The organism is Paenibacillus amylolyticus, from assembly GCF_047302515.1.
GTDB lineage: Bacteria > Bacillota > Bacilli > Paenibacillales > Paenibacillaceae > Paenibacillus > Paenibacillus amylolyticus_G.
Genome location: NZ_CP168019.1, coordinates 2,507,888 through 2,532,256, shown reverse-complemented (window position 1 = coordinate 2,532,256; position 24,369 = coordinate 2,507,888). Strand labels below are relative to the sequence as shown.

Sequence of the window (24,369 nt, the reverse complement as noted above, 5' to 3'; positions counted from 1 at the left end):
ACGTCTCATAATTATACTCAACATGAAAATCAAACAACGATTGAATGTGTTCTTTGTCTTTTCTTACGTCTTGTAAACATCTTTACATAACAGCAGATGATTCAGACACCTTATTTTTCTTCGCAAGCGGCTTTTTCCTTAGTGTCCTATCATACAAATATGGCTTTCCGTGATATTCCCGTGCATGCTTTTGTTTCTGCTTTTTATGTATATCAACCTTGATCTCCAGATTGGCAACGTTATTCTGGAATTCAGAAGCAACTCGTTTGCACCATTTCAATCCACTTTCTTCAGATGCACTGAAATGAACACGTAATAGATATCCATTCACCGTTAATTCAAACTTGTATAAATTCATGATATGTATCCTTTCCAGACGGGCATGTTATGCTACACCAAATACGATAATCATATTATAACAGGAACATACGTTCTGTAAAAGTGTTATTTATGATACCCGTAATTCAATAAGGTTCGCTAGACATCTTTGCAACAGTTCGTTTAATGGTAAAATATCTAAAAATGGTTCATGTTGGGGGATACGCATGTATAAACTGATGATCGTAGATGATGAATTGCTCATGCGAGTTGGAATTCGTTCCATGCTGAATTGGGCAGAGTATAATTTCTATGTTGTTGGTGAGGCGGCAAATGGAAAAGAGGCATTAAGCCTTGCGCTTGAAGTGATGCCTGATCTAATTATTACAGATATTAAGATGCCGATTATGGATGGGCTACAGCTTATACAAGAGGCTTCCTGCGTACTGAAAACCTGTAAGTATGTCATCCTGAGTAATTTTGACGAATTTCATTATGTGAAAGAGGCGCTAAAACTTGGCGCTTCAGATTACTTGATTAAAAGTGAGATCACCGAATCCTCCCTTATTGACCTCCTGAGCACTGTTGGACAGAAACTGCAAAGTGAACATGTTCACCCAACCAACACACCCTCTATAACACAGGACTATTCCAAGAGCCTAAGATATCTAAAGGATAGTTTCTTTCAAGATATTGTAAGCGGATTCATTAGTGAGGAAGATATCGTCACCAAAGCGGAAGAACTGCATTTTCGTATACGTTCGGACCAGTTGGTTGTCATGAAGTTCATCGTGAACTATTACGAGGATGCAAAGCGGAAATATATTGAGAAGGGGGAAAAGCTGCTCCGATTTTCGATTCTTAATATTATGGAAGAGATCATTCCATCGAAGTGGGAGAAAGAGATTTTTGTTGAAAGTTCCTCAGAATATTGGGTGATCGTCAATGTACTTCCTGAGAGCCAATCTGTACACGCCGACTTGAATAAACTATGTAATAAATTGCTATCTTCGATCAAGGATTTTATGAATCTATCGCTCACGGCTGGGGTAAGTAGAATGACTTCCGGTTTCCTTCACATCAGGAAGGCCTGCCAAGAGGCAGAAACGGCTCTACAACAGGGTTTCTTCACAGGAAGCAATCAGGTGTTGTATTACGATGATATGGTTCAATCCCCAGATCGACATGAAGTTAAGGGGGCTTTAAGCCCGCAACAAGAACGAGATTTGTTGAAGTTGTGGGTAAGCAAAGACAACCAAAAGGCGGAAGAGTTCCTTGAAGGAATCCGATCCAATCTGGAACAGCTGCGAGCAGATGAGAATAGCATTCGCAAGCAATATATCATGGTAATGGAAACGATACATTCCCATCTATCCCGAGCTACGGAAAGAGGTGCGCCTTCTTTAACAGAGAAATCACCCTATGAAATCGTTCTAAAGGGGGAGTATTGGGAGGATATCCACCAAGATATGCTTGCTCATATTGCGTATTACTTCCAAACCGATTCCCAAATCAAACAGGAAAGCACTTACACCGATCTCGCCACTGAATTGATCGACAAGTATTATGCGGAAGATATCTCACTGCAAAGTATCGCTAGCCAAATCAGTGTGAATCCGTCATATCTCAGCCGTGTGTTCAAACAGGAACGAGGAGAGAACTTTATTACGTACTTGACCCGAGTTCGAATTGAACATGCCAAGGCGTATCTATTGAGCAGAGGAATGAGAGTGTATGAAATCGCAGAAAAGGTGGGCTACCATAATTACACGTATTTCAGTAAAATTTTCAAAAAATCGGTAGGTGTCACTCCGGAGGAATATCGAGAATTACAGCAGGGATGAATGTAATCGGTGAATAGAGGTGCAGCATATGAAGCATGTTCGGCCCTTCCGAATTAAATACAAAATTATGGTGATCTGTATGACGGTCATTATCCTTCCGGTATTGGTGATGACAATCAATTCGTATTACTCCTCAGAGCGGTTGTTGGCACAGAACTATACAACGTTGCTAAACGATCTGGCCAAACAGACGAATATTCGCATTGACGAGTTCCTCAAGGAGATTGAGAAAATTTCGCTGCTCGCCAGCAATGGGCTTAGTGACAATCTGTCTGCGACTCATGAAGGGAGTTTTCCGATCCAGGATTTCCTGCGAGAGGGTGATGAACAACATGAGATTGCCGCATACAATATTCTGATGAATTATATCATGATGAAAGATCGCGTATTCTCCATCTACCTCTACAATATGAACGGGGGGCAAGACCTTTTTGTCAGTCCACATCAACCCATTGATCCAAACTTCAAAGTAGCAAACGAATTGTGGTTTAAAAAGTTCATGCATGATAAGGATCGAACCATTACCCTCACAACACGAATTGACGAGCAATTGGAGAATAAAATACTGGCAGTGTCACACGCTCGCAAAATTCATGATGTAACTAGTGGAAAACTGCTTGGCGTGATTGTTGTCAGCATTGATATCAAATTCATTGAAATCGTCAACCGCAACTTGCAGGAAGGGCTGCGCTCCAGATTCATGATCGTTGATGAGGATGACAAGATCGTATATAACGTGAACGAACGATTAATCGGGACATTGTTCCGGGACAACGTTCGTCCGCCTGAAGCACTAAATGTCGTGGTGACCAGTCCCCTTAGTCAGCAAAAATGGACAACTTACTTATATATGCCTTTGGATGAGCTCACTGCTGATGGCAAAATATTGGGCCGTAATCTGGTGACGCTTGCCATTGTCATTGTTCTTTTTGCTGCCGTCATATCCATCTTTTTATCTCACGTGATCACAACTCCCATTAAAAAACTGCTGCGGAATATTGCTCTAGTCGAGAAAGGTCAGTTTGAACAAGTTGAACCTATTGGATCAAGAGACGAGATTGGACATTTATCCATTCGATTTAACAGAATGTCGCATGAATTGAAGCGGTTGGTCGAACGGATGCAGCAGGAAGAAATAGAGAAAGCCAAGGCCGAGATGCGTGCGCTCCATGACCAGATCAAGCCACATTTTCTGTATAACACCCTTGGGTCAGTGAAATGGATTGCCTCGATGCAGCAGGCTGATAAAATTGTGGAAATGACCGATGCCTTAATCTCGATGCTCCGCTATGCAACAAAATCTGATGGAACCCTCGTAACTATTCGTGAGGAACTTGATAATATAACGAATTACGTAACGATCCAGAAAGTCAGGTACTACGATTGTATTCAGATGAGGTATGAGATTGAGGATAGAGTGTTGGATTATCACATGCCCAAAATGATCCTGCAGCCCATTGTGGAGAACGCTATTTTTCATGGTCTGGCCGAGCTTGAGGAAGACGGAATCATTACCATTCGGATTCAACTGCGGGTGGATACAGTTGTAATCGAAATCTGCGATAATGGCGTTGGTATGGATCATCATACGATGCAGAATCTATTGGAAGAAAAGTCCAGTGCAAGTACGGGAACCAATGGGATTGGATTGCATAATGTGCAGCGGCGGATTCAACTTCATTTTGGGAAACCCTATGGAATACAGGTGGAGAGTAAAATGGGTGAAGGCACCATTTTCTCCATTCTGCTGCCTGCCATCATAGAAGCCAAATAGTCATTCATACTTTCATTTAAGCATCTCATAATGCGGTACAGCGATCACAAAAATAAGTTTAGATATGAACAAAAGGGCTTACAGGTATGAACTGCAAGCCCTTTTGTTCACCCTTTGACGCTTCCTAGCACCAAACCTTTGGTAAAGTATTTCTGTAAAAACGGATACACAAGTAAAATCGGAATGGCACCCAAGAACATCTGAGCGGCGCGCCCCGTTCTGGCGTTCATCATGGACAACAGCTGCGTATAATCTGACCCAGATTTCAGCATGATTTGCTCAAAACTTTGCAGAAGGGTCTGGAGGTAACTTTGTAATGGATAATTGTCTGGATTGTTCATATAGATAATGCCATCGAACCACGAATTCCAGTGAGCAACGATACTGAACAAACCAACCGTAGCGAGAGCGGGCTTGAGAAGTGGGAGTAGAATACGAAGCAATACCTGTACAGGCCCAGCACCATCGATAATGGCTGATTCTTCAATCTCCTCGGGCAGCCCCCGAATGAAATTCATGAGGATAATCATACTGAATACGGGGAGGGCCCCAGGCAGGATCAGAGACCATATGGAATCGATCAGTCCCATTTTGACGACTACCAGATAGGTTGGAATTAGACCTCCACTGAATAACATGGTTACGATGAAAAATCCCATATAGATATTACGCCCCATCAATTTTTGTTTTGATTTGGAGAGGGGATAAGCCGTGAGTACGATCAGAACCAGATTCACCAACGTTCCGATAACGGTTCGTTGAATGGCTACCCAGAGAGAGGAGAAAAATGATCCTCCAGTTAATGCAAATTCATAGGCTTTTGTCGTAAATTCCACAGGCCAGAACGTAACACTCCCCGCAGATACAGCCGCGCTGCTGCTGAATGAAACAGCCAGCAGGTTGATAAACGGCAGAATACATAGGAGAGAGATTAGAAGCAATATGGTGTAGTTTATGATAAGAAATACACGTCTGCTCATACTTTTATCATAGATCATAATGTAAGTTCCTCCTTCTTAGAAGATACGATAGCCAGCCACTCTGTAAGCCAGGATGTACGATACAGCAACGAGAACACTGGAAATGATCGATTTGAATAACCCGACAGCGGTACCAATTGAATACTGTGCTTGTTGAATTCCTAAACGGTAGACATAGGTATCAATAATATCACCCGTCTGATAGACAACAGGGGAGTAGAGATTATAGATTTGGTCAAAGCCAGCATTGAGTACGTTCCCAAGTGAAAGTACGGTCATTAAAACAATGGTTGGCATTAGTAGAGGCAACGTAATGTAGATGGTTTGTTTCCACCGTTTCGCTCCGTCGATCACCGCGGCTTCGTAAAGTCCCGGATCAATACTGGTCAGGGCTGCCAAATAAACAACCGTGCCAAACCCGAAACCTTTCCATATGTCACTCACAATCATCGTCCAAGGAAAAATAGAGGGTGTGCCAAGAAAGGAGATCGGTGCAATACCAAATACACTTAGAAATGTATTGATAATGCCGTCGGAGCTAAGGATATCCAGCATGATGCCAGCCATAATGACCCAAGAGAGGAAGTTCGGAATGTAGACAAGTGTTTGAAATGTACGTTTAATTCCACTGTGTAGTACCTCGTTAAGCAATAATGCAAAAATTACGGGTACGATTATACCACCGATAATCTTAAAGACAGACATGTACAATGTATTCCAGATCGTTCTTACGAAGTTCGGCTGATTAAATATGTGGGTAAAATTATCCCACCCTACCCATGGCGAGTTGAAGCCGAGCCCCGGATTGTACTTCTGAAACGCAATAATAAGTCCGTAGAAAGGGATGTAACAAAAGATGAAGACCAAGACCAGGCTTGGGATCAACATGAGATGGTAAGGACTCTGCTGCTTCCATTTTCTCAACATACATATTCCTCCGTTCCTTGTACGCCAAATGTAATCGCTATCAAATAAAGGGGAGAGATGACCCTCATCCCCTCTTTGTGACAAACGAGATTATTTCTTCCCGTAGGCTTCATTAACTGCCTGAGTTGCGTCATCGCCCCCGGCTGCACGCCAATTCTGGACAATAACATCGAAATAATCGATACTTTCGCTACCCATAATGATCTTGGTGAAGCCTTCGGTCAGGATATCATCCAAGGTTGTTCCGTAGCTTGAAAGTATTTCTGGCGTAACACCCCATAAGGCCGTCTTTGTATAGTTCTCGCTGTCCAGTACTTTCTTGGCAAGACCATACGCATTCTTTGGAGCCCCTTGTTGCAAATAATCACCAACTGCTCCTGGGGTTGCATTCTCTATGAATTCCACACTGTTGTTATATTTTTGCCACATACCCGAAGTCGTGAGTCCACTGGTATCCTTGGATTGAAGGGCAGCGGAGACCGCCTCAAATTGCTCGTAATCGGAATTCGGATTAAGTACACGGAACGCTCCAACAACATGGGCAATATCGTTGTCCAGCAAGGCGGATAACGTTTCTGTGGATTCCTTGCCATTGCCTTCATCCACAATATAAGCATAGTCGTTCAAAATTTTGATCACTTCTTCAGGGCTCTTAAATCCTTTTTTCATGACGATATAATTGTTGTTGGCGAAAAAGATGGATTGTTTGGCTTCTTTCCCATCAACGGTAGGGATGATATAAGGGTAGAAGATAGCGTCCTTACCCAGATTGGATACCGTATCGACACCCGGATTATAACCCCACCACTGGTAATAAGGTTGCATGCCCACTTTGCCGGCTACAATGTCCGCGTTCATCGCATTAAAGTCTTTGATTGCAAATTCCGGATCAATGATGCCTCGCTTGTACCATTCTGACCACTCAGCCAGCGCATTCTTCATCTCAGGCTGCACGGAGCCGTACACGAGTTTTCCAGTGCTATCCTCCATCCACATATCTGGATGCGCATTCCATGCAATGGCGAGCAGGTTGAGGTAATCCAACGATTGGTCTACCGCTATACCATAACCACCGTGCTTTTCCATGAATTTTAGTGCGATATTTTTGATGTCTTCCACAGATTTTGGATCTTGGACTCCCAATTCTTCTTTCCAGTCGTTCCGGATCCAGATGAAGTCTGGTTGTTCAATTAATCCCCAGTGCATCTGTGGTATCCCGTACAGCTTACCGTCCTTCTTTCCAGACTCGTAACTGTCCGCATCTGCTTCCATATAACCTTTGAGACGATCTGAAGCGTGTTGATCAAAGACCTCGGAAAGGTCCATGACCATATCTGCTTCGACTAACTGTCTCAGTTGTGATGGATTAACTCTGAATACGTCAGGAAGATCGTTCGATGCGATAGCCAGATTGAGTTTTGTATCGTACTCATCGCTAACCCAGTCTGTTTTGACATCAATATTAAACTTCTCTTTGTATCGCTTAATCCATACATTGTTGGTGATGTCGTCGCCCTTTGGATATTTTGCAGAAGAGTATTCTGATGTTACGGTATGAATGGTTGTCGTTCCAGCCTCGTTGGAATCCGTGTCCGTCGTTGAACCTTTATCAGCACCGCTTCCATTGCTACAGGCTGCGAGTAATAAGGTTGACATGCACACAGACAAGACTAAGGCTTTTGTTTTCTTGTTCATTTCTTTTCCCCCTTATCAGTCATATTTCAATAACGCTTTCTTGAAAATATTCTAAACGAGAAAGGGGGAACGTGATATAAAGGTTATTGACGAGAACTGGTATCTTTTTTTACTTTTGAGTTGTAGCGGAGAAAAGATAAAAGAGCTTTGTGCACTTTTTTTACTTTGTACTTCTTCTTTTTTTACTCATGTCTCCAAAAATTGCTTTAGATGATGATCGATAACGAGTGAATCCTCTTCGTTTGCTCCGATTCCAAAGCAGTGTCCCCACTTGGACTCTATAGGCTGATACACCGCGTTTGGCATATGCTGAGCATCATATGAACTGTCTTCTGGCGTGAAAAACAAGTCACTTGATCCTGGCATAACGAGTGCAGGAGCAGTGATCTTGCTTAACGCCTGTTCGAAGTTGCCGTCATCTATGGGATTATCGCTAATGTCTCCATAGATTCCTGTACGCAACATGGTAATCAAGTCGTTAGCATCGAAGGGTAGAAATACTTGATCCCAGTAATCTTCTACATAAGATTTCAAGGAGTCGTAACCCTCAGATTGGTACAATTTCTCCAAATAGTACGCCTGCGAGAACCCCCATGGAGCATAAGCTCTTCCCATCGCTGCGAGACCGGCAACCGGAGGGCGTTCATATCTACCATTTTTATAATTTGAATCTGCCTGTAACGCCGCGATCATTGCTTCGAATACCAACTGTGTATGGGGGCTGCTCTTTGCCGTTCCGCCAAAGGGGGCAATACGCTCGACCATCTCAGGATAACTGGTTCCCCATTGATAAACCTGCGTGGCTCCCAGAGACCACCCCACAACAAGTTTAATTTTGGAAATACCGAATTTTTGAGTGATGAGTTGATGTTGGGCGCGCACATTGTCATACATGGAGATGAGGGGAAAGTTGTTCTTATCATATGGGGCAGGGGTATTACTTGGAGAGGAAGATAAACCGTTACCCAACATATTGGGCACAATGATAAAATAGCGACTGGGGTCCAGTGCCTTGTCTGTTCCAATTAACCATTCATTATCTGTGTGAATTCCAGCAAACCATGTTGGGACAACAATAACATTGTCCTTTGCCGCATTTAAGTTTCCATAGGTCTTGTAAGCGATAAAGGCTTGAGGGAGCTGTTGTCCCGATTGAAGTAATGTATCTCCAAGGTTATATGTTTCATAATCGTTCATAGATTGATTCTCCTTATAAAATAGTAATAACTTGATTTCACTCTACAATACGTCTATTATCAATTCAACGAAACGTTATCGAACATATCATTCATTTATTTTGAACTTAGGAGGTGCCTGACTCATGGAAATACGCCAGCTAAAAACCTTTTGGACACTTGCATCGACCTGCAGCTTTAGTCAAACTGCTGAATTATTGAGCTATGTACCATCTACCATAACCATGCAAATCAAATCGCTGGAAGAAGAGCTTGGGGTGAAATTGCTGGATCGATTAGGCAAAAAGGTCGTGTTAACAGATGCTGGCCAGCAGTTTCTGCCTTACGCCACTAAGATATTAAACGATGTAGAGGAAGCGAAGTGCATATCCAGTCAGCACGGAGAATTAGCGGGAACGGTTGTGATCGGAGCAGACGAAGTGCTGTGTGCATATCTTCTTCCAGCCTTGTTCAAACGCTTCCGAGCGGACTATCCTGGTGTGCGGTTATTGTTCCGCCCCTTGTCTGGACAAGAGCTTAAATCAAGTCTGAGAGAAGGGCATACCGATGTCGTTTTTGTATTGGATGAGCCTATTAATTCCAAAGACCTTCATTCAGAGTTTTTAAAGGATGAGACCTTTCAAATGGTGGTTTCTCCCGATCATATGTTAGCATCGCGTTCCGCGTTAGTTATCGATGACTTCCACAAACAGCATTTTTTGCTGACCGAGAAGAACTGTTCGTATCGCACTTATTTTGACCAATCCATAACGAAGAAAGGTGCGGATGCTCTGACAGAGCTGGAGTTTCACAGTGTAGAGGCTATTAAACAATGTGTTGCGGCTGGTCTAGGGATCGCTTTATTACCTGAAATGGCTTTGAAGAAAGAGTTGAGCGATGGGGAAGTGGTTGCTCTGCCGTGGGATTTATCAGATGTATCCTTTTCTGCGCAAATGCTCTGGCATCGGGAAAAATGGATCTCTCCGTCCATGGCTGCTTTCATGGAGGTCGCCAAGAGTGAGTTGATTTGATTGTTCAGAATTTGTTTAGATGTATATGTTAAAATATTTTTCATGGAGATCGTGAGGTTAAATGGAATCAACCTTCAACAACATGATACAGATATATATGGGGGATTAGCAATGGAGAGAAAGATTAGAAATTCTGCAAAAGCATTGATCATTAAAGACGGGAGAATGCTTGCAATGAAGCAGGATGATAATGATGAAGTCATCTACATCCTGCCTGGTGGGAGCCAGAATGCAGGTGAAACCCTGACGGATGCTGTGAAGCGTGAAGTTGCGGAAGAAATCGGAATAGATGTAGAACCGTTATCACTGGAATTTGTCATTGAAGGTGTATACGGTGAAGCCCTTCATCGTGTAGATTTTGTTTTTTTATGCGAGTACATAGGTTTGATGGACCAAGATAGTTCTATTCTGCCAAGTGACGAAAATCAGGTGGAATATGAATGGCTCGAAATTAAAAATATAAACGAACTACCTTTATTTCCTTCAAAATTACGAAAGCAGATCATTAGATTGGTTGAGGGAGAAAAAACGGTTATGTATTTAGGAAATGAGGAAGATGACGACCTGAATAGTTAGATGTGTACACGTCGTAAACAAGCGGCCGTCTTGTATTTATAAAGGAAAGGCTATTTCAAAGGACATGATGGTCCAGTGAAATAGCCTTTTTGTCGTTGAACAAAGTGACAAAGCGATTCAAAAATGAACGTCTATTATAAGGGGTTAAATTAGGCCAAGAGTTATATATCTTGTTGCTTCACGCCTGCTGTCATATTTTTCTGACCCCATATTACCATGGATTCAATTAAAGGAACCAATTCCTTGCCTGATTCTGTGAGCGAATACTCCACTCTCGGTGGCACCTCGTTATATTGCTCCCGATGCACGATGCCGGAATGAATCAAATCCTTCAAACAGTTCGTTAACATCGTTCCGGTAATGCCAGGCAGTCTTCTTTTTAATTCATTGTAACGTATACAGTCATTTTCACTGAGGATTGCCAGGATCGGAAGATTCCACTTGCCTCCAATGACCTGAAATGCATAAGTCGCTGGACATAACTGATCGAAATTAAACTCGTATTTCACTTGATACCCTCCAATAGTATACTTTTTGATACTAAGTCAGAAAAAGAATCGTACTTGTTCAGAAGATTGTAGACATTATAATCAAACTAACACAAGAAAATCAATTCATAAGACAAGATAAAGGCGGGATAAACGTGAGTAACGAATCAATGATGTGTGATCTGGAAACAGGCGTATGTGGTGTGAATGAGGAAGAGGCGATGCAAGAAATCAATCTGAATCATGTTGAGAAAAGGATAACTCTATATTACGCAACAGATCCGATCTGCTCTCACTGCTGGGCGCTTGAGCCTGTGCTTCATCGGTTTATTGAGGAATACGGTCATTATTTTACGCTGCAAATTAAAATGGGTGGGCTACTGGCTAACTGGAATGGTTTCTCGGATGGCGCTAACGGGATTCATAAACCTTCGGACGTTGCAGAGCATTGGAAGGAAGTGGGTGAACATTCACGCATGCCCATCGACGGTTCCTTATGGCATGATAATCCCATACTTTCTTCCTATCCGCCATCTCGCGTATTTAAGGTCATTCAGAGTACACACCCTGGTAAAGAGCAGGACTTCTTAAGACGTGCGCGTGAAGCCGTGTTTGCATTTAATCGAAATATTGGAGAAGATGATGTGCTGACGGATATCGTCAATCAACTGGGCTTGAATGGAAAAGAAGTGGTTGAGGCGGCTGCAGAGCAATCTGCACAAGAGTTATTAGAGGAAGACTTTGAGAGTGTGGCTAGTTTGGGAGTTAGAGGTTTCCCATCCATTATCATTGTGAATGAAGAGAACCAGGGTATGAAAATTGTCGGAGCGCGTTCTCTTGAAACATATGTGCAAGCACTTCAGCAGGTACTCGGTGGTGATCTGAAACCCAAACAGATAACCTCGTTGGAACAGAAAATCAATGAGGGACACCTTCTTTTCTCTAAAGAAATTGAGGGCTTGTACAGTATCGAAAAGAGTGATATTGAATCATATGTGAAATCTGAATTGGCAGAGCACACATATCGTATAGGTCATATTTTGAATGAGATGTATATTGAGCATATTTGAGACAGGAGCCATGTAAGAATCTTCCTGCTTTCGGCACACGGATGTGTTATTCGCACAGGCAAGTCGTCCACCCATTGCGTAGACTGAAGTAGATCAAGTCAAGTGAGGTGAATTCCATGGCTAAAACCAATGAAATACACGTCCGGGTGAAACGGCTCAAGGATCGCCCAGTCTGCGTGACTCTTCATAATGGCGAGACGTACGTCGGGTACATCTCTGGCGTTAACAGCGAAGGCGTAGTGCTTACCGGGGGCGGAAAGCTTACACAGACCGCAATCACAGCACCCTCATCTGAAGGCAGTGCTCGCAAAACCAAACCTAAAGCAGGGGCTACGAGAAAAACAGTATCCTCCCGAAACCGTAAACGGGTGAACAGCACTCGTAAGTCGCAGGTACGATCCCGGTCGATGTCACGTTCAAAGTCTAGGCAAGCCCAGGTATCATCTTTCATGCCTATGCTAGGCTCATTGTTAGGTGGCTTTGGCGGTGCAGGCTCGATTGGAGGTATGTTAGGCGGTGGTATGCGGTTGTTTGGCATGATCCAGCGGTTTACACCTGTGGTCAAAATGGGGTATGGCATGATTAAGCAGATTCAGCCATTTATGGGGGCAGTTCAAGGGCTGATGACTCCAGCAAGCCAAGCAGCTCAAGCTGAAACCGATGGTGAAGAGGAAGCACAACAAGGATAATACTTGAAATGAAAATCGTGAAATAGAACACAACCTTCGTTGCATTTGGGAAGGAAGGATTGCTAGTATGTTGGGTGATCTGATCTCTTTCTGATCTGTTCTGTTCCTTATCTTCTGATCTGTTCTGTTTCAGCTGCTTCGCTAGATGCTTAACTGCAAGCCGCTCTCCGGACGAAAAACGGAGGGTGGCTTATTTGCTTATGCTGTATATGAGGTTCAAACCAGCTCGATTTCGCATGCTTGCTCAGTGCTAACGAACCTCAGAAACCTTATTCGGCTCAATATTAAGTCATTAAAATTCTAACGAACATGACAAACCCTATTCTCTGCAAAATGTAGGTATAGTGTGATAAAGGGGCTGATTCTGCAGCATAACTTCTCCTGTGTTCGTTAAATTCGTTCGTTGCGAGGAATGAAAACTGAGATTTCCAATACGCACCACACGTCTAACTTTGGAACTATGTAGTTGGGCCGACTACCCTCATACAGCAAAAAGCACCGCGCGCAGGGAGCTGCACGCGGTGCGAAAAACAATGCTGTATTGCAGAGTGGAAACCGATTCTATTCCGCTGTTATTAAGCCTTTATGCCTGTTTGGTTTTGAGGCGAATCACGTTCCATGATGCTTTGTTCAAGACTGCTTGCACTTTACCCTGGTCAACCGTTGTATATCCGCCGTTGTGAGGAACAACGTTACGTGGGTTTTCTTTGGTATTGGTGGCTTTCAAGTCGTTGTTCTCCAATACGATATGCTCCACAAATGTGGTTTCTCCGAAGGAACGCAGATCCACATTCAGTTCCAACTTCTCATCCAGATGTCTGTTCACCGCAAAGATTGTGATCGTGCCGTTTTCTTCATCATGCACACTGATCGCTTCGAGATAAGGCACATCTGTAAAGTCTTTGGAATCATATTTAGGTGAAGAGGTGATGGATCGCAACACCGTACCACGACCGAAGTTGGATGCATGCATGAACGGGAAATAGGTCGTCTGGAACCAGATCGCTCCGTTATTCTCGGTCATAATTGGTGCAATGGTGTTAATCAACTGAGCAAGGCAAGCCATTTTTACACGGTCGGCGTGCTTGAGTATGGTAATCAGGTAACAGCCCACAGCCAGTGCATCTTCATGTGTATACACATCTTCAAACTCTGGAGGCGCAATCTGCCACCGTTCTTCCATACGGCTTGTGCCGATGGATTTCCAGACATTCCATTCATCCAGAGACAGCATTAATTTCTTTTTGCTGCGTTTCTTGGCTTGTACAAAATCACAGATTGAAGCCACACTATCAATAAATTGATCCAGATCCAGCGATGTCGCCAGGAAGTCATACGTGTTGTCTTTATTATTGTTGTAGTACTGATGCAGGGACAAGTAGTCCACATTTTCATAGGTGAGATCCAGCACGGTTGCTTCCCAATCTGCAAATGTATTCATGTCACGGCTGGAACTGCCGCAAGCCACAAGCTCGATATCCGGATCAACCCATTTCATCGCTTTAGCGGTCTCATTGGCAATACGGCCATATTCATATGCAGTCATTGCACCAATCTGCCAAGGGCCGTCCATTTCGTTGCCTAGACACCAGGTTTTGAATTTATGCGGGTCCTTGTAACCGTGAGAGATACGCAGATCACTCCAGTATGTGCCAGATGGGTGGTTACAGTATTCGATCAGGTTTCTGGCCGCATCAATGCCGCGAGTACCCAGATTTACAGCCATCATGACTTCGGTTCCAACCAGTTTGGCCCAATCTGCAAATTCGTTTGTTCCTACCGCATTTGTTTCAATCGTCCACCAAGCGAGTTCAAGTCTGCGCTTGCGCTCGGCTACCGGGCCCACACCGTCTTCCCAATTGTAACCGGATACGAAATTGCCGCCCGGATAACGAACAATTGGCACATTCAAAGCTTTAATCGCTTCAATGGCATCCTGACGGAAACCTTGAGCATCTGCCGTAGGATGACCTGGATCATAAATACCGCCGTATACGGCCCGTCCCAGATGTTCTATAAATGAACCATAGACACGCGGATCTACTTCAGCAATCTGAAAGTCTTTATCGATAAGCATTTTGGATGTAAGCATGGTAAGTACCTCCATTGGATGAATTCATATTCTTGAAAGAAGTAACAGCGATATTGAATTCGCTTAAAAGCAAAATCAATTCATTGATTTGTTATCTAATATGTATCATAATGCTTATATATTGAGCAAGTTCATTTTGATGAGTTCGCTAAATAACGAATCCTGAAATTGAAATAGATCGATTTTACTCAAAAAGGAAGTGGACATCATGATGCTTGGGACAGATGCAGCTTCATTACTAATTTACGAGGCACTGGCAAGTGAAGCCCGTTTAAACATTGTGCGCCTGCTGCTACAAAACAGGGAAATGCATATCAATGCGCTTGCCCAAGAGCTTTTTCTGAGCAAAGCTATTGTAAGTACACATGTAAGTAAGCTGCAAAAAGCCGGAATTGTCGGTAGCCGAATGAAACGGGAGAACGGTGGAACCTATAAATACTGTTTTATCGTACGAGAGTTCATGACTATTAACCTGTCACCAGAGCCTGTTGATGCTCCTTACCATGAAATATCCATACCGGTAGGTCAGTATACAGATTATGAAGCGTGGCCGACTTGCGGGATTGCAACAACTACGCAGATGATTGGACAGTACGACACACCGGCCTGCTTTATGGACCCGGATCGGGTGAACGCGGGAATCCTTTGGATGGCACGAGGTTTTCTTGAATATAAGATTCCCAATTATCTGTATAATGATCAGCATCTTCGAGAGATTGAAATTTCCCTTGAATTAAGCTCGGAAGCACCAAAGGTGAACGAAAACTGGCCGTCAGATATTCGCTTTACCCTTAACGGCAATGACCTCGGTACTTGGACAAGCCCTGGTGATTTCGGGGATCGGAAAGGTAAACATACGCCACTATGGTGGAAGCTGGATGTCAACCAGTATGGTGTATTGAAAATGTTGCGTATTAACGGGGAAGGCACGTTTATTGATGGTCAGCGCATCTCGGACGTGCGCGTTCAAGACCTGGAGCTGGGTGCATCCACCTATTGGACCTTTGGATTGAAGCCGGAAGAGGGAGTTGCTGGCCGAGGCGGACTCACCCTGTTTGGCAAAGGTTTTGGCAACTATGATCAGGATATTCTGATTCGATACTATTATGATGCTCAGGAAAATAAGACTCCAGACGAATAGGATTTTCGTTTTGATGTCAGTTTATAGAGGGAGTTCCACGATGAACCACCTGCAGAACAATTCCAGAGTAATGGTATTGACAACGATTACATAGCTGATATAAGATACAGCTATATAAGGAGTGTCACTGATTCGATCAGGCACCACCAAAGTCTGGATCTCACAAGTTTGTTTATTACTTGTGAATTGGACATTGGTGGTGCTTTTTGCATACTGGGGGTGATTGCATCATGAGGTTTAAAAAATCGTTAAATAACAATATCGCACTGGCGGAAGACGCCGAAGGCTGCGAAGTCATTGTCATCGGAACGGGTGTTGGCTTCAAAAAAGTAAAAGGACAGCCGATTGAGCAGAGCCAGATCCAGAAAATGTTCCGAATCGGCTCGAATGATAAATATCAGCGAGTCGAGCAATTTCTCAGTGATATCCCACTGCAAGTCATCGACATTACGGATCAGATTATTGAAGAAGGCAAGACAATGATCGGAAAAAAGCTGAATGACTCGATCCTGTTAACACTTGCGGACCATATTCATTTTGCGCTGGATCGTTTCAAAAAAGGCGTGGATGTGCAAAATCCGCTTCATTGGGACATTCGCCATCTATATCCTGCCGAATACCGTGCCGGAGAATGGGCAGTTCAAAAAATCAATGATGCTTTTCTAGTCTCATTGCCATCTGGTGAATCAAGCTCTATTGCCCTTCATTTCGTGAACTCACAATTCGACTCGGGCAGTATGAACCAAACAATTAAAATTACACAGATGATTAACGACATTTTAGGTATCATGACAGAACATTTTGGAATGGCACTGAATCAGGAATCTGCTGATTTTTCCAGGTTCATCACCCATCTGAGATACTTCATTGTTCGTCAGTTGAACCGGGAAGTGCTCTCTTTCAAAGATCAGCAATTTCTATATGATGTATTGTCGGAGCGATATCCTGTCAGTTTCCAATGCGCACTCAAAATAAAGGAGGCGATGGAGCAGCAACGCGGATTTGTGATTACTCCCGATGAGATGGTATATCTCATGATCCACATCGAGAGAGTGACATCCCGTACCGATACGGATTGATCTCCATACAACCTGTTTGAAGTTATACCATCAGCAATATGAATTGAATATGGAGTGTTACTGATTCGATCAGGCACCACCAAATGTTTCCGACTCCGCATCTGCGGCGGGCCGGTATTACATTTGGTTTTTTTTTCGCCAAAAAAGGAGGAAGCAACATGAATCATCGGGAGTTGTCCAAAGAAATTATCCAGTTAACAGGAGGGCAAGAGAATATTACCCAAGCCTGGCATTGCATCACACGGCTTCGTTTCAACGTTCGAGAGCAAAACAAAGTTCAATTGGAACAGATCAAAGCGCTTGATGGTGTGCTCGGTGCACAGTTTCAGAACGATCAGTTTCAGGTGGTCATTGGCAACCAGGTTGCAGCCGTATATGAGCAGATCGAGGATCAGATGAAGCAGAGTGGCATAGCGAAGCCCGAAACAGACGCGCCACGCTCTAAAGGGATTAATGCTGTTTTGGATACGATCTCCGGCATTTTCACTCCGATTCTGCCTGCCATCGTAGGTACCGGGATGTTAAAGGGGATTCTGGCACTGCTCGTTACACTTGGAGCGATACAGGAGAACAGCGGTGAGTATCAAGTTCTGTCTTCCATCGCAAATGCGGCCTTTTATTTCTTGCCTTTCCTTCTGGCTCTATCATCAGCCCGAAAATTCAAAGTGAATGAATATATCGCCCTGACGCTTGCAGGTACTTTATTGTATCCTACGATGCTGAACGCGTATCTGGCAAACCAGCTTGAACCGATTCGTTTTCTCTCGCTGCGCGTGTCCATTGTGAATTACACCCAGTCCGTTATTCCCATTATTCTGGGTGTGTGGCTTCTGAGTTATGTACATCGTTGGGTGGATCGTTTTATTCCCGGTCCGGTCAAAGTCATCTTTACCTCGATGATTGTGCTAGTCATCACGGTGCCGATTCTATTAATTGCGATTGGCCCCCTCGGGAATTACATGGGCATCTATCTGGAAATGGGTACTTCCTGGCTCTTTGCCCATTCGGGTCCGTTAACCGGCATAATTCTTGGCGGCTTCATGCCGCTGATTGTTATGACAGGTATGCATTATGCGTTCTTCCCAGGCACATTGCAGAATCTGAGCAAACTCGGATATGACGTGCTTTTGCTGCCGATCAACCTGATAACCAATATGAGTCAGGCTGGTGCAGTCACGGCTGTTTTCCTCAAGACCAAAGATAAAAAAATGAAATCCATTGCTTTATCCAGTGGCATATCCGCCTTGCTTGGCATTACTGAACCCGCACTGTATGGTGTCACCTTGAAGCTGAAAAAACCGTTTTACGCTTCACTCATTGGTGGGGCAGCAGGGGGTGGCTTTATTACCGCAGTGGGTCTGAAATGCTTCGGTTTTGCTGTACCAGGATTGCTGTCACTTCCGTTATACATTGGCCCGAATGGTGGCATGTCCAATTTCTGGTATGCATTAATCGGAATTGGCATCAGCTTTACTGTTTCCTTCGTGGTGACTTTGCTGCTCAAGTGGGATGAGACAAATGCACGTAATTCCGACATGTCCGACTCAGCACAAACTTTAACCGAACAGGAACAGGATACAACCACTGCCTTTTCTCAAGAAACCGTGACACCTGTCACAGTACATTCCATTGAAGAAAAGAAGGGGGAGGTGTTCAGCCCGCTCACTGGTGAATTGGTGCCGCTCGCAGAGCTTCCGGATCAAACGTTTGCTCAGGAAATGACCGGGAAAGGTATTGCCATTCGTCCGCAGGATGGACGTGTTACAGCTCCTTTTGACGGAACCGTCACGTTGGTTGCCAAGAGCAAACATGCGATTATGCTGACCTCGTCCAGTGGAATCGACATTCTCATTCATGTTGGACTAAACAGTGTGTCGCTCAAAGGGAAATATTTTGACGTGAAGGTTGTTACCGGACAAGAAGTGAAGAAGGGTGATTTGCTTCTGGAATTTGATATGGATGGCATCCAGGGTGCGGGTATTGATCTTGTGACACCAGTCATCGTAACCAATACGCCGGATTATCTCGATGTAGTACCTGTTCAGGTGAAGGGGGTGATTCCAATGAATGAATTGCTTCTCCTCACCGTTCGTTGACAGCTTCATGAAATACCACATACAAAAAAGGAGAGAAACAACATGACAAAAACAATTAAACACTCATTTCCCGAAGGATTTTTATGGGGCGGAGCTACCGCTGCCAATCAGCTCGAAGGTGCATATGACGCAGACGGCAAAGGACTATCTACCTCAGACATGGCTCCATTCGTTCCTCATGAGGAGCGCAATGGCAAGGATTTCACCTTCGACGTGGATTCTGTTCAATTGGAAGAATATCTGAGCGGTAACACCAACGTATATTTCCCTAAACGGAACGGCGTGGATTTCTATCATCGCTACAAAGAAGACATTGCCTTGTTTGCAGAGATGGGTTTCAAAGTGTTTCGTCTTTCGATCGCGTGGACACGGATCTTCCCAACAGGAGAAGAAGCAGTTCCCAATGAAGCTGGTCTTGCCTTCTATGATAACGTGCTCGATGAACTCTTGAAATATGGCATTGAGCCGCTCGTAACGATCTCTCACTACGAGATGCCCGTAGAGTTAACCCGCAAATACAACGGCTGGGAAAGCCGCGAGATGATCGATCTGTATCTGAAATTTGCCAATACGCTGTTTGACCGTTACAAAGACAAAGTGAAATACTGGATCACCTTCAATGAAATGAACATGATGCTGACAAGTCTGTATACTGGCGGCGGCATTCTGGAAGATAAAATTAAAGGTTCGCAGGAACAGGTGGCATATCAGGCGACTCACCATCAATTTGTGGCAAGCGCACTGGCTGTCAAGAGTGGTAAAGAGAAGATGCCAAATGCTCAGATTGGCTGCATGATCTGCCGTCTGGAAACGTATGCTGCTTCTAGTAAACCGGAAGATGTGCTGCAGACGATGAAGGAAGATCAGATGAACCTGTTCTACCCAGAGGTGCAGGCACGAGGAGAATATCCGTCATATATGCAAAGATATTTTGAGGAAAACGGCATCAAACTGGTTAAAGCTCCTGACGACGATGCTATTATCCGGGACAATACCGTGGACTTTATTGCTTTCAGTTATTACATGACGTATATCGGAAAATATGATCCCAATGACAACAGCAACTCTGGTATGCTGGTCAGTCAGATCAAAAACCCTCATCTGAAAGCTACTGAATGGGGATGGCCTATCGATCCGATTGGTCTTCGCGTCGCGCTGAACCGATTGTATGATCGTTACCGGATGCCGCTCTTCATTGTGGAGAACGGACTTGGCGCTAAGGATACACTGGAAGAGGATGGCAGTGTACATGACACTTACCGGATTGAGTACCTTCGCAGTCACATTGAGCAGATGAAAGAAGCGGTTGCTGATGGCGTGGAACTGATGGGTTTCACCAGTTGGGGACCGATCGATATCATTAGTTGCTCGACTTCTGAAATGGGAAAACGGTATGGATTTATTTATGTAGATCAAGACAATGCCGGCAATGGTTCGCTTGAAAGAACTCGCAAGGACTCCTTCCACTGGTACAAACAAGTTATCGAAACGAACGGAGAAATCCTGTAATTATACAAAATTCTTACACGCCGCCCGTATGGGCGGTTCTTTATTTTACACTAGTAAAATAAGAGGTAATTATGTAAAATTGTGGTATTCAAACAAGAGGAGTGAATTCAATGTCTAACAATGTGATTGTGCTTTAGGTTCACAGAAGGATATTTGCGTTACAGGGATTCCTTTTGTGGACATTGCATTGCGGGAAACCGTCCCGACAATGTTTACTGGAGGAGATTATTATTAATTTTAACGAAGCTGTTAACATCAGCAATACGCATCTACTGACGCTGGTATCCGAGCTGTTTCATTTGGAGGGTTACAACATTCAGCTTATTCCGCCTCATGAGGGTGGACGGAATGTCGTTTACATCTGCGAGCAAGAGGGGCGTGAATCGCTAATTCTACGGGTGTCTTTTTTGCCTGACAGAAAGCGGGAAGATTACATTGCCGAACTGGAGTATGTCCGGTATCTGTTTGAGCACGGTGCAAGTGTCTCGAATGTAGTCAGCTCGAAAAAGGGCCATCTTCTGGAAGAGATCACTTATGATGAGCATACGTTCTTTGTCTGCATGTTTGTGAAGGCCAAGGGGAAGTTACTGGTAGAGAACCATTATCAGTACCGTGAAGGGGTCCCACTTAGCGAATACTATTATAATAGCGGAAAAGTTCTGGGCAGAATGCATCAACTATCGAAAGGGTACACTCCCATCCATCGCCGGCATCATTTGATTGACAATTACAGCGGTGAATATATCGATAACCTGGTACCTGAATCATTTCCTCTGCTTAAGGAGAAGATGGTTGAGCTTCTGAATACCTTAGAAGGTTTGGATACAAACCAAGAGACATTCGGCATGATCCATTTTGATTATAACGATGGGAATTACTCGATTGATTTTGATACCGGTCAGATCACCGTGTATGATTTTGATAATTCATGCTTCGGTTGGTATATGTATGATCTGGCAGATCTATGGACACACGGCGTCGGCTGGATTCAATTTGAGCCGAATGCGGATAAACGCAAACAGTTCATGGATGATTATTTCCAAACCGCCCTCGCTGGATATACTTCCGAAACCAAGATCGAAGATTCGATGCTGGAGAAGCTGCCTTTATTTATTCAAGTCACTCTCTTGGAGAATATTCTAGGTCAATTTGAGGAAATGCAGCGTGCTGGCGAAGAACTGGAAGCTAACGAAGAACTGTTGTATCTCATTAAATGTCTGGAAGAGGATATACCGTATAAAGGATTTTTCCATGAGATGTATTCCACTGAAGCTCCTTTTGAGTATGAGGGACGCTGAAGAGATTTGTACGTAAACTAAACCCTGAATAACCAAGGATTCATCAAGTGGGGAGGCAGCCGGATCGATCGGTTGCCTCTTTGTTTGTCTGCGGTATGTTATTCAAATTTGGAAGGGGGCACGTTGTAGAATTTTTTGAATGCTTTGGAGAACGTAAAGGGGTCGGGATAACCCAGAAATCCGGCAATTTGCTGAATCGTATATTTTTTCTCATACAGATAGTCTCTGGCCCGGTTCATTTTGATCTGATTGATATACTGCCCCGGTGTAATACCGAGAATTTTCTTGAACAACGAAATAAAATATTTCTCAGAGACGCCGGCAATATCTGCAAGTTCGTTAACTCGGATGGCACGATGCAGATTTGCATCCACGTATGGAAAGACATTCTGCAGAACCTCCAGACTTCCTTCGATCTTCCTCGGTTTTCGGTCTTTCAGAAACTCACCGTGATATAAGCCTTGCCCGTGTAATTCCAAAATTTTGGCGATGACGAGAAGTAGAGAGGCTTTCAAATAAAGTGGACTGGCGGAAGCGCCGCTACTCTGCTTGAATCTTCGATAGGACGAGGTGAACAGCGTTGATTCCTCTTGAATCAGATTGCCAAGTACGATGCCCGGGAGCTGAAACTCGCCGAGAATTCGCTTTTGCTCAGCGATGCTGAAATCAAAGTGCATGTATACGAATCGGCACAACTCTCCGGTCGTGGAAGCGGTGTAGGGCATATCTGGATAAAAAAACACGACGTCACCCGGGTTCGCCATATGCTCGATTCCATCGATGGTAATTAGCACGGAGCCAGCTGTAATGAACCACAGATCATAATCGGAATGAGACTTGTGCTCCGTCCAATTACTGTCGTGCGTTTGTTCCAAATAAGAGCTCATGCGAAGTGTGATATACTCCGAAAGTTCGTCGATTATACTCATATTTACAGTTCCTGTGTGCATCTAATCCAACCTAATCCTCTCGACTTTATGACATCCTTTATATTTTACTATCATAACAAAGGATTTATCTCTTGTTAACTATCGTACGATATGACATGTTTTGAAAACTATCACACATTCCGATTCCAGCCCACTCACCTATAATGAACTTATATCGTTAAGAGGAGGGGTTATTGATGAATGCTAAAAGTACACAGCATCCAAAGGTAGTTGTTATTGGGGCGGGCAGCCTGTTTTTTGGTCGGCAGTCCATCTGGCAGATGGTACACTCCCCATATTTGAATCAGGGAACGCTGGCTTTGGTGGATACGGACGAGGAACGGCTTTCGAAAATGGTGAAACTAGCGGAAATGGTCGCCAAGGAGAACAACGTATCCCTAAAGATTGAGGGTTCAGTGGACCGAAGACAGGTACTAACGGGAGCCGACTTCGTTGTGCTCAGCTTTGCGGAAGAATCGGTGAAATATCGGGGCATCGACTGCCAGATTTCTCTAAAGTATGGGATTCGCATGTGTTCTGGCGATACGATTGGTCCGGGTGGGATCTTTCGTGCAATGCGTGAACTGCCGGTTATTATGGAATGCGCCAAAGACATTGAGGAGTTGTGTCCGGATGCGTGGGTGATCAATTATATTAACCCGTCTACCGTTCACGGCATCGCTTTACATCGTTATGCACCGAAGCTCAAATCATTTGCGCTGTGCGATAGTCATCATATGCCGCATAAAAAAGCCTATTACGCTGTACGAGCCGGAATCATTGGAGACAATAGCCAGTTCACTGAAGAGATCAACCAGGAATTCGATTTTCGTATCGCTGGTGTCAATCATTTCACTTGGCTGCTCAAAGCCGAGTATGAAGGAACAAATGTGATGCCCACGATCGCAGAAGCCATGCGTAAGATGGCAGGTGATGAGAATAACGGCGGTGATCGCGGCGCAAAAGCTCTGTATAACGATGCAATTACCTATGAACTGTATGATATTTTCGGAATCATTCCTACTTGTACGGCGCATACGAAGGAATACGTTCGGTATTGGCAGGGTCTTGGCAAAACTGCGGACACCATCCCGCCATTATCGATCTGGGAGACAGAGGACAGATATGAGCGTCACGACGAAATGTGGCGTCAGGTGGATGACTTTCTAGCGGGGAACATCCCAATTGCCGATTACATGAGCACCTTCGGACCAGATCATGCGACTGACATCATCGAGAATATGGTGGGTAACTTGGGCAAAAAGTTCTTCATCAATACGCTCAATCAAGGCGCGGTAACTAATATGAATGCGGATTCGTTCCTGGAACTACTATGCGATGTAGATATGGATGGAGTGAAGCCACTCCATGTAGGCGAGATGCCACGTGGGATAAGAGGGATGCAAGAACTTGTACTGGATACGCATGAGCTCACAGTTGAAGCTGTTCTGGAACAGAGCTACGAGAAGCTGAGAAGGGCGATGCTCACCGACCCGCTCGTGAGTTCCATCAGTGATGCGGACAAGATCATCCATGAATTGTTGGAACTGGAGCGTAAGATGATTCCGGACGTTTGGTACAAGGATAGACTGCAGTATAGCTAAGAATGGAGAATGATGATAGACCACGTAAGCTCGTTTAAAGGGCTAATGTGGTCT

General features: G+C 44.1%; 20 protein-coding genes. 12 read left to right on the top strand and 8 right to left on the bottom strand.

What is annotated here, in order from left to right:
• Positions 1-82: 82 nt before the first annotated feature.
• Positions 83-358, bottom strand: a complete 276-nt coding sequence (locus ACDJ59_RS10805; protein WP_413408839.1) for a hypothetical protein — start codon at positions 356-358, stop codon at positions 83-85.
• 187 nt (positions 359-545) lie between these two features.
• Here ACDJ59_RS10805 and ACDJ59_RS10800 point away from each other — a divergent pair, with 187 nt between their 5' ends.
• Both ACDJ59_RS10800 and ACDJ59_RS10795 read left to right on the top strand, forming a co-directional pair.
• On the top strand, positions 546-2,162 hold the full coding sequence (locus ACDJ59_RS10800) for a helix-turn-helix domain-containing protein (protein WP_413408838.1): 1,617 nt from the start codon (positions 546-548) through the stop codon (positions 2,160-2,162).
• Positions 2,163-2,190: 28 nt separating this feature from the next.
• Positions 2,191-3,936 carry a cache domain-containing sensor histidine kinase gene (locus ACDJ59_RS10795; RefSeq protein WP_413408837.1) on the top strand — a complete coding sequence of 582 codons (1,746 nt, stop codon included), beginning with the start codon at positions 2,191-2,193 and terminating at the stop codon, positions 3,934-3,936.
• A gap of 107 nt (positions 3,937-4,043) precedes the next feature.
• Here the strand turns inward: ACDJ59_RS10795 and ACDJ59_RS10790 are convergent, their stop codons facing one another.
• The 4 genes from ACDJ59_RS10790 to ACDJ59_RS10775 all read right to left on the bottom strand — a co-directional run bounded on the left by ACDJ59_RS10790 (position 4,044) and on the right by ACDJ59_RS10775 (position 8,735).
• Positions 4,044-4,934 (bottom strand): carbohydrate ABC transporter permease, encoded by an 891-nt coding sequence (locus ACDJ59_RS10790; RefSeq protein WP_307412710.1) that lies wholly within the window; start codon positions 4,932-4,934, stop codon positions 4,044-4,046.
• A gap of 18 nt (positions 4,935-4,952) precedes the next feature.
• The gene (locus ACDJ59_RS10785) at positions 4,953-5,843 is read right to left on the bottom strand and encodes an ABC transporter permease (RefSeq protein WP_036615758.1); all 891 of its coding nucleotides are present in this window, start codon (positions 5,841-5,843) and stop codon (positions 4,953-4,955) included.
• A gap of 90 nt (positions 5,844-5,933) precedes the next feature.
• A complete protein-coding gene (locus tag ACDJ59_RS10780) occupies positions 5,934-7,538 on the bottom strand; it encodes a hypothetical protein (RefSeq protein ID WP_413408835.1) in 1,605 nt (534 codons plus the stop codon).
• Between the two features lie 186 nt (positions 7,539-7,724).
• Positions 7,725-8,735 carry an alpha/beta fold hydrolase gene (locus ACDJ59_RS10775; RefSeq protein WP_413408834.1) on the bottom strand — a complete coding sequence of 337 codons (1,011 nt, stop codon included), beginning with the start codon at positions 8,733-8,735 and terminating at the stop codon, positions 7,725-7,727.
• Between the two features lie 124 nt (positions 8,736-8,859).
• Here ACDJ59_RS10775 and ACDJ59_RS10770 point away from each other — a divergent pair, with 124 nt between their 5' ends.
• A complete protein-coding gene (locus ACDJ59_RS10770; protein WP_413408832.1) occupies positions 8,860-9,744 on the top strand; it encodes a LysR family transcriptional regulator in 885 nt (294 codons plus the stop codon).
• A gap of 111 nt (positions 9,745-9,855) precedes the next feature.
• Positions 9,856-10,320 (top strand): NUDIX domain-containing protein, encoded by a 465-nt coding sequence (locus tag ACDJ59_RS10765; RefSeq protein ID WP_165980276.1) that lies wholly within the window; start codon positions 9,856-9,858, stop codon positions 10,318-10,320.
• 161 nt (positions 10,321-10,481) lie between these two features.
• On the opposite strand, the gene ACDJ59_RS10760 is transcribed toward ACDJ59_RS10765, so the two are convergent.
• A complete protein-coding gene (locus ACDJ59_RS10760) occupies positions 10,482-10,829 on the bottom strand; it encodes a winged helix-turn-helix transcriptional regulator (RefSeq protein WP_076253083.1) in 348 nt (115 codons plus the stop codon).
• A 134-nt stretch (positions 10,830-10,963) separates the two neighbouring features.
• Here ACDJ59_RS10760 and ACDJ59_RS10755 point away from each other — a divergent pair, with 134 nt between their 5' ends.
• Both ACDJ59_RS10755 and ACDJ59_RS10750 read left to right on the top strand, forming a co-directional pair.
• On the top strand, positions 10,964-11,878 hold the full coding sequence (locus tag ACDJ59_RS10755; protein WP_413408830.1) for a DsbA family protein: 915 nt from the start codon (positions 10,964-10,966) through the stop codon (positions 11,876-11,878).
• Positions 11,879-11,994: 116 nt separating this feature from the next.
• The gene (locus ACDJ59_RS10750) at positions 11,995-12,567 is read left to right on the top strand and encodes a hypothetical protein (RefSeq protein ID WP_413408829.1); all 573 of its coding nucleotides are present in this window, start codon (positions 11,995-11,997) and stop codon (positions 12,565-12,567) included.
• 583 nt (positions 12,568-13,150) lie between these two features.
• Here the strand turns inward: ACDJ59_RS10750 and ACDJ59_RS10745 are convergent.
• On the bottom strand, positions 13,151-14,659 hold the full coding sequence (locus tag ACDJ59_RS10745; protein ID WP_413408828.1) for an alpha-N-arabinofuranosidase: 1,509 nt from the start codon (positions 14,657-14,659) through the stop codon (positions 13,151-13,153).
• A gap of 208 nt (positions 14,660-14,867) precedes the next feature.
• On the opposite strand from ACDJ59_RS10745, the gene ACDJ59_RS10740 reads away from it, so the two are divergent.
• The 5 genes from ACDJ59_RS10740 (at position 14,868) to ACDJ59_RS10720 (ending at position 21,782) form a co-directional block, all read left to right on the top strand.
• On the top strand, positions 14,868-15,800 hold the full coding sequence (locus tag ACDJ59_RS10740; protein ID WP_413408827.1) for an ArsR/SmtB family transcription factor: 933 nt from the start codon (positions 14,868-14,870) through the stop codon (positions 15,798-15,800).
• A gap of 230 nt (positions 15,801-16,030) precedes the next feature.
• Positions 16,031-16,879: a BglG family transcription antiterminator LicT gene (licT, locus tag ACDJ59_RS10735; RefSeq protein ID WP_105598763.1), complete on the top strand. Its 849-nt coding sequence runs from the start codon at positions 16,031-16,033 to the stop codon at positions 16,877-16,879.
• A gap of 158 nt (positions 16,880-17,037) precedes the next feature.
• Positions 17,038-18,975, top strand: coding sequence for a beta-glucoside-specific PTS transporter subunit IIABC (locus ACDJ59_RS10730; protein WP_413408825.1), 1,938 nt, complete (start codon positions 17,038-17,040; stop codon positions 18,973-18,975).
• A 42-nt stretch (positions 18,976-19,017) separates the two neighbouring features.
• Positions 19,018-20,484, top strand: a complete 1,467-nt coding sequence (locus tag ACDJ59_RS10725) for a glycoside hydrolase family 1 protein (protein ID WP_413408824.1) — start codon at positions 19,018-19,020, stop codon at positions 20,482-20,484.
• Between the two features lie 173 nt (positions 20,485-20,657).
• Positions 20,658-21,782 (top strand): phosphotransferase enzyme family protein, encoded by a 1,125-nt coding sequence (locus ACDJ59_RS10720; RefSeq protein WP_413408822.1) that lies wholly within the window; start codon positions 20,658-20,660, stop codon positions 21,780-21,782.
• 98 nt (positions 21,783-21,880) lie between these two features.
• Here ACDJ59_RS10720 and ACDJ59_RS10715 read toward each other — a convergent pair whose 3' ends face one another.
• The gene (locus ACDJ59_RS10715) at positions 21,881-22,732 is read right to left on the bottom strand and encodes an AraC family transcriptional regulator (protein WP_413408821.1); all 852 of its coding nucleotides are present in this window, start codon (positions 22,730-22,732) and stop codon (positions 21,881-21,883) included.
• A gap of 176 nt (positions 22,733-22,908) precedes the next feature.
• On the opposite strand from ACDJ59_RS10715, the gene ACDJ59_RS10710 reads away from it, so the two are divergent.
• Positions 22,909-24,315, top strand: coding sequence for a glycoside hydrolase family 4 (locus ACDJ59_RS10710; protein WP_413408820.1), 1,407 nt, complete (start codon positions 22,909-22,911; stop codon positions 24,313-24,315).
• Positions 24,316-24,369: the final 54 nt, after the last annotated feature.

Bases quoted from the DNA above. Each gene is read 5' to 3' on its own strand.
- ACDJ59_RS10805 (WP_413408839.1), bottom strand. From the start codon at position 358: ATGAATTTATACAAGTTTGAATTAACGGTGAATGGATATCTATTACGT.
- ACDJ59_RS10800 (WP_413408838.1), top strand. From the start codon at position 546: ATGTATAAACTGATGATCGTAGATGATGAATTGCTCATGCGAGTTGGA.
- ACDJ59_RS10795 (WP_413408837.1), top strand. From the start codon at position 2,191: ATGAAGCATGTTCGGCCCTTCCGAATTAAATACAAAATTATGGTGATC.
- ACDJ59_RS10790 (WP_307412710.1), bottom strand. From the start codon at position 4,934: ATGATCTATGATAAAAGTATGAGCAGACGTGTATTTCTTATCATAAAC.
- ACDJ59_RS10785 (WP_036615758.1), bottom strand. From the start codon at position 5,843: ATGTTGAGAAAATGGAAGCAGCAGAGTCCTTACCATCTCATGTTGATC.
- ACDJ59_RS10780 (WP_413408835.1), bottom strand. From the start codon at position 7,538: ATGAACAAGAAAACAAAAGCCTTAGTCTTGTCTGTGTGCATGTCAACC.
- ACDJ59_RS10775 (WP_413408834.1), bottom strand. From the start codon at position 8,735: ATGAACGATTATGAAACATATAACCTTGGAGATACATTACTTCAATCG.
- ACDJ59_RS10770 (WP_413408832.1), top strand. From the start codon at position 8,860: ATGGAAATACGCCAGCTAAAAACCTTTTGGACACTTGCATCGACCTGC.
- ACDJ59_RS10765 (WP_165980276.1), top strand. From the start codon at position 9,856: ATGGAGAGAAAGATTAGAAATTCTGCAAAAGCATTGATCATTAAAGAC.
- ACDJ59_RS10750 (WP_413408829.1), top strand. From the start codon at position 11,995: ATGGCTAAAACCAATGAAATACACGTCCGGGTGAAACGGCTCAAGGAT.
- ACDJ59_RS10745 (WP_413408828.1), bottom strand. From the start codon at position 14,659: ATGCTTACATCCAAAATGCTTATCGATAAAGACTTTCAGATTGCTGAA.
- ACDJ59_RS10740 (WP_413408827.1), top strand. From the start codon at position 14,868: ATGATGCTTGGGACAGATGCAGCTTCATTACTAATTTACGAGGCACTG.
- licT (WP_105598763.1), top strand. From the start codon at position 16,031: ATGAGGTTTAAAAAATCGTTAAATAACAATATCGCACTGGCGGAAGAC.
- ACDJ59_RS10730 (WP_413408825.1), top strand. From the start codon at position 17,038: ATGAATCATCGGGAGTTGTCCAAAGAAATTATCCAGTTAACAGGAGGG.
- ACDJ59_RS10725 (WP_413408824.1), top strand. From the start codon at position 19,018: ATGACAAAAACAATTAAACACTCATTTCCCGAAGGATTTTTATGGGGC.
- ACDJ59_RS10715 (WP_413408821.1), bottom strand. From the start codon at position 22,732: ATGCACACAGGAACTGTAAATATGAGTATAATCGACGAACTTTCGGAG.
- ACDJ59_RS10710 (WP_413408820.1), top strand. From the start codon at position 22,909: ATGAATGCTAAAAGTACACAGCATCCAAAGGTAGTTGTTATTGGGGCG.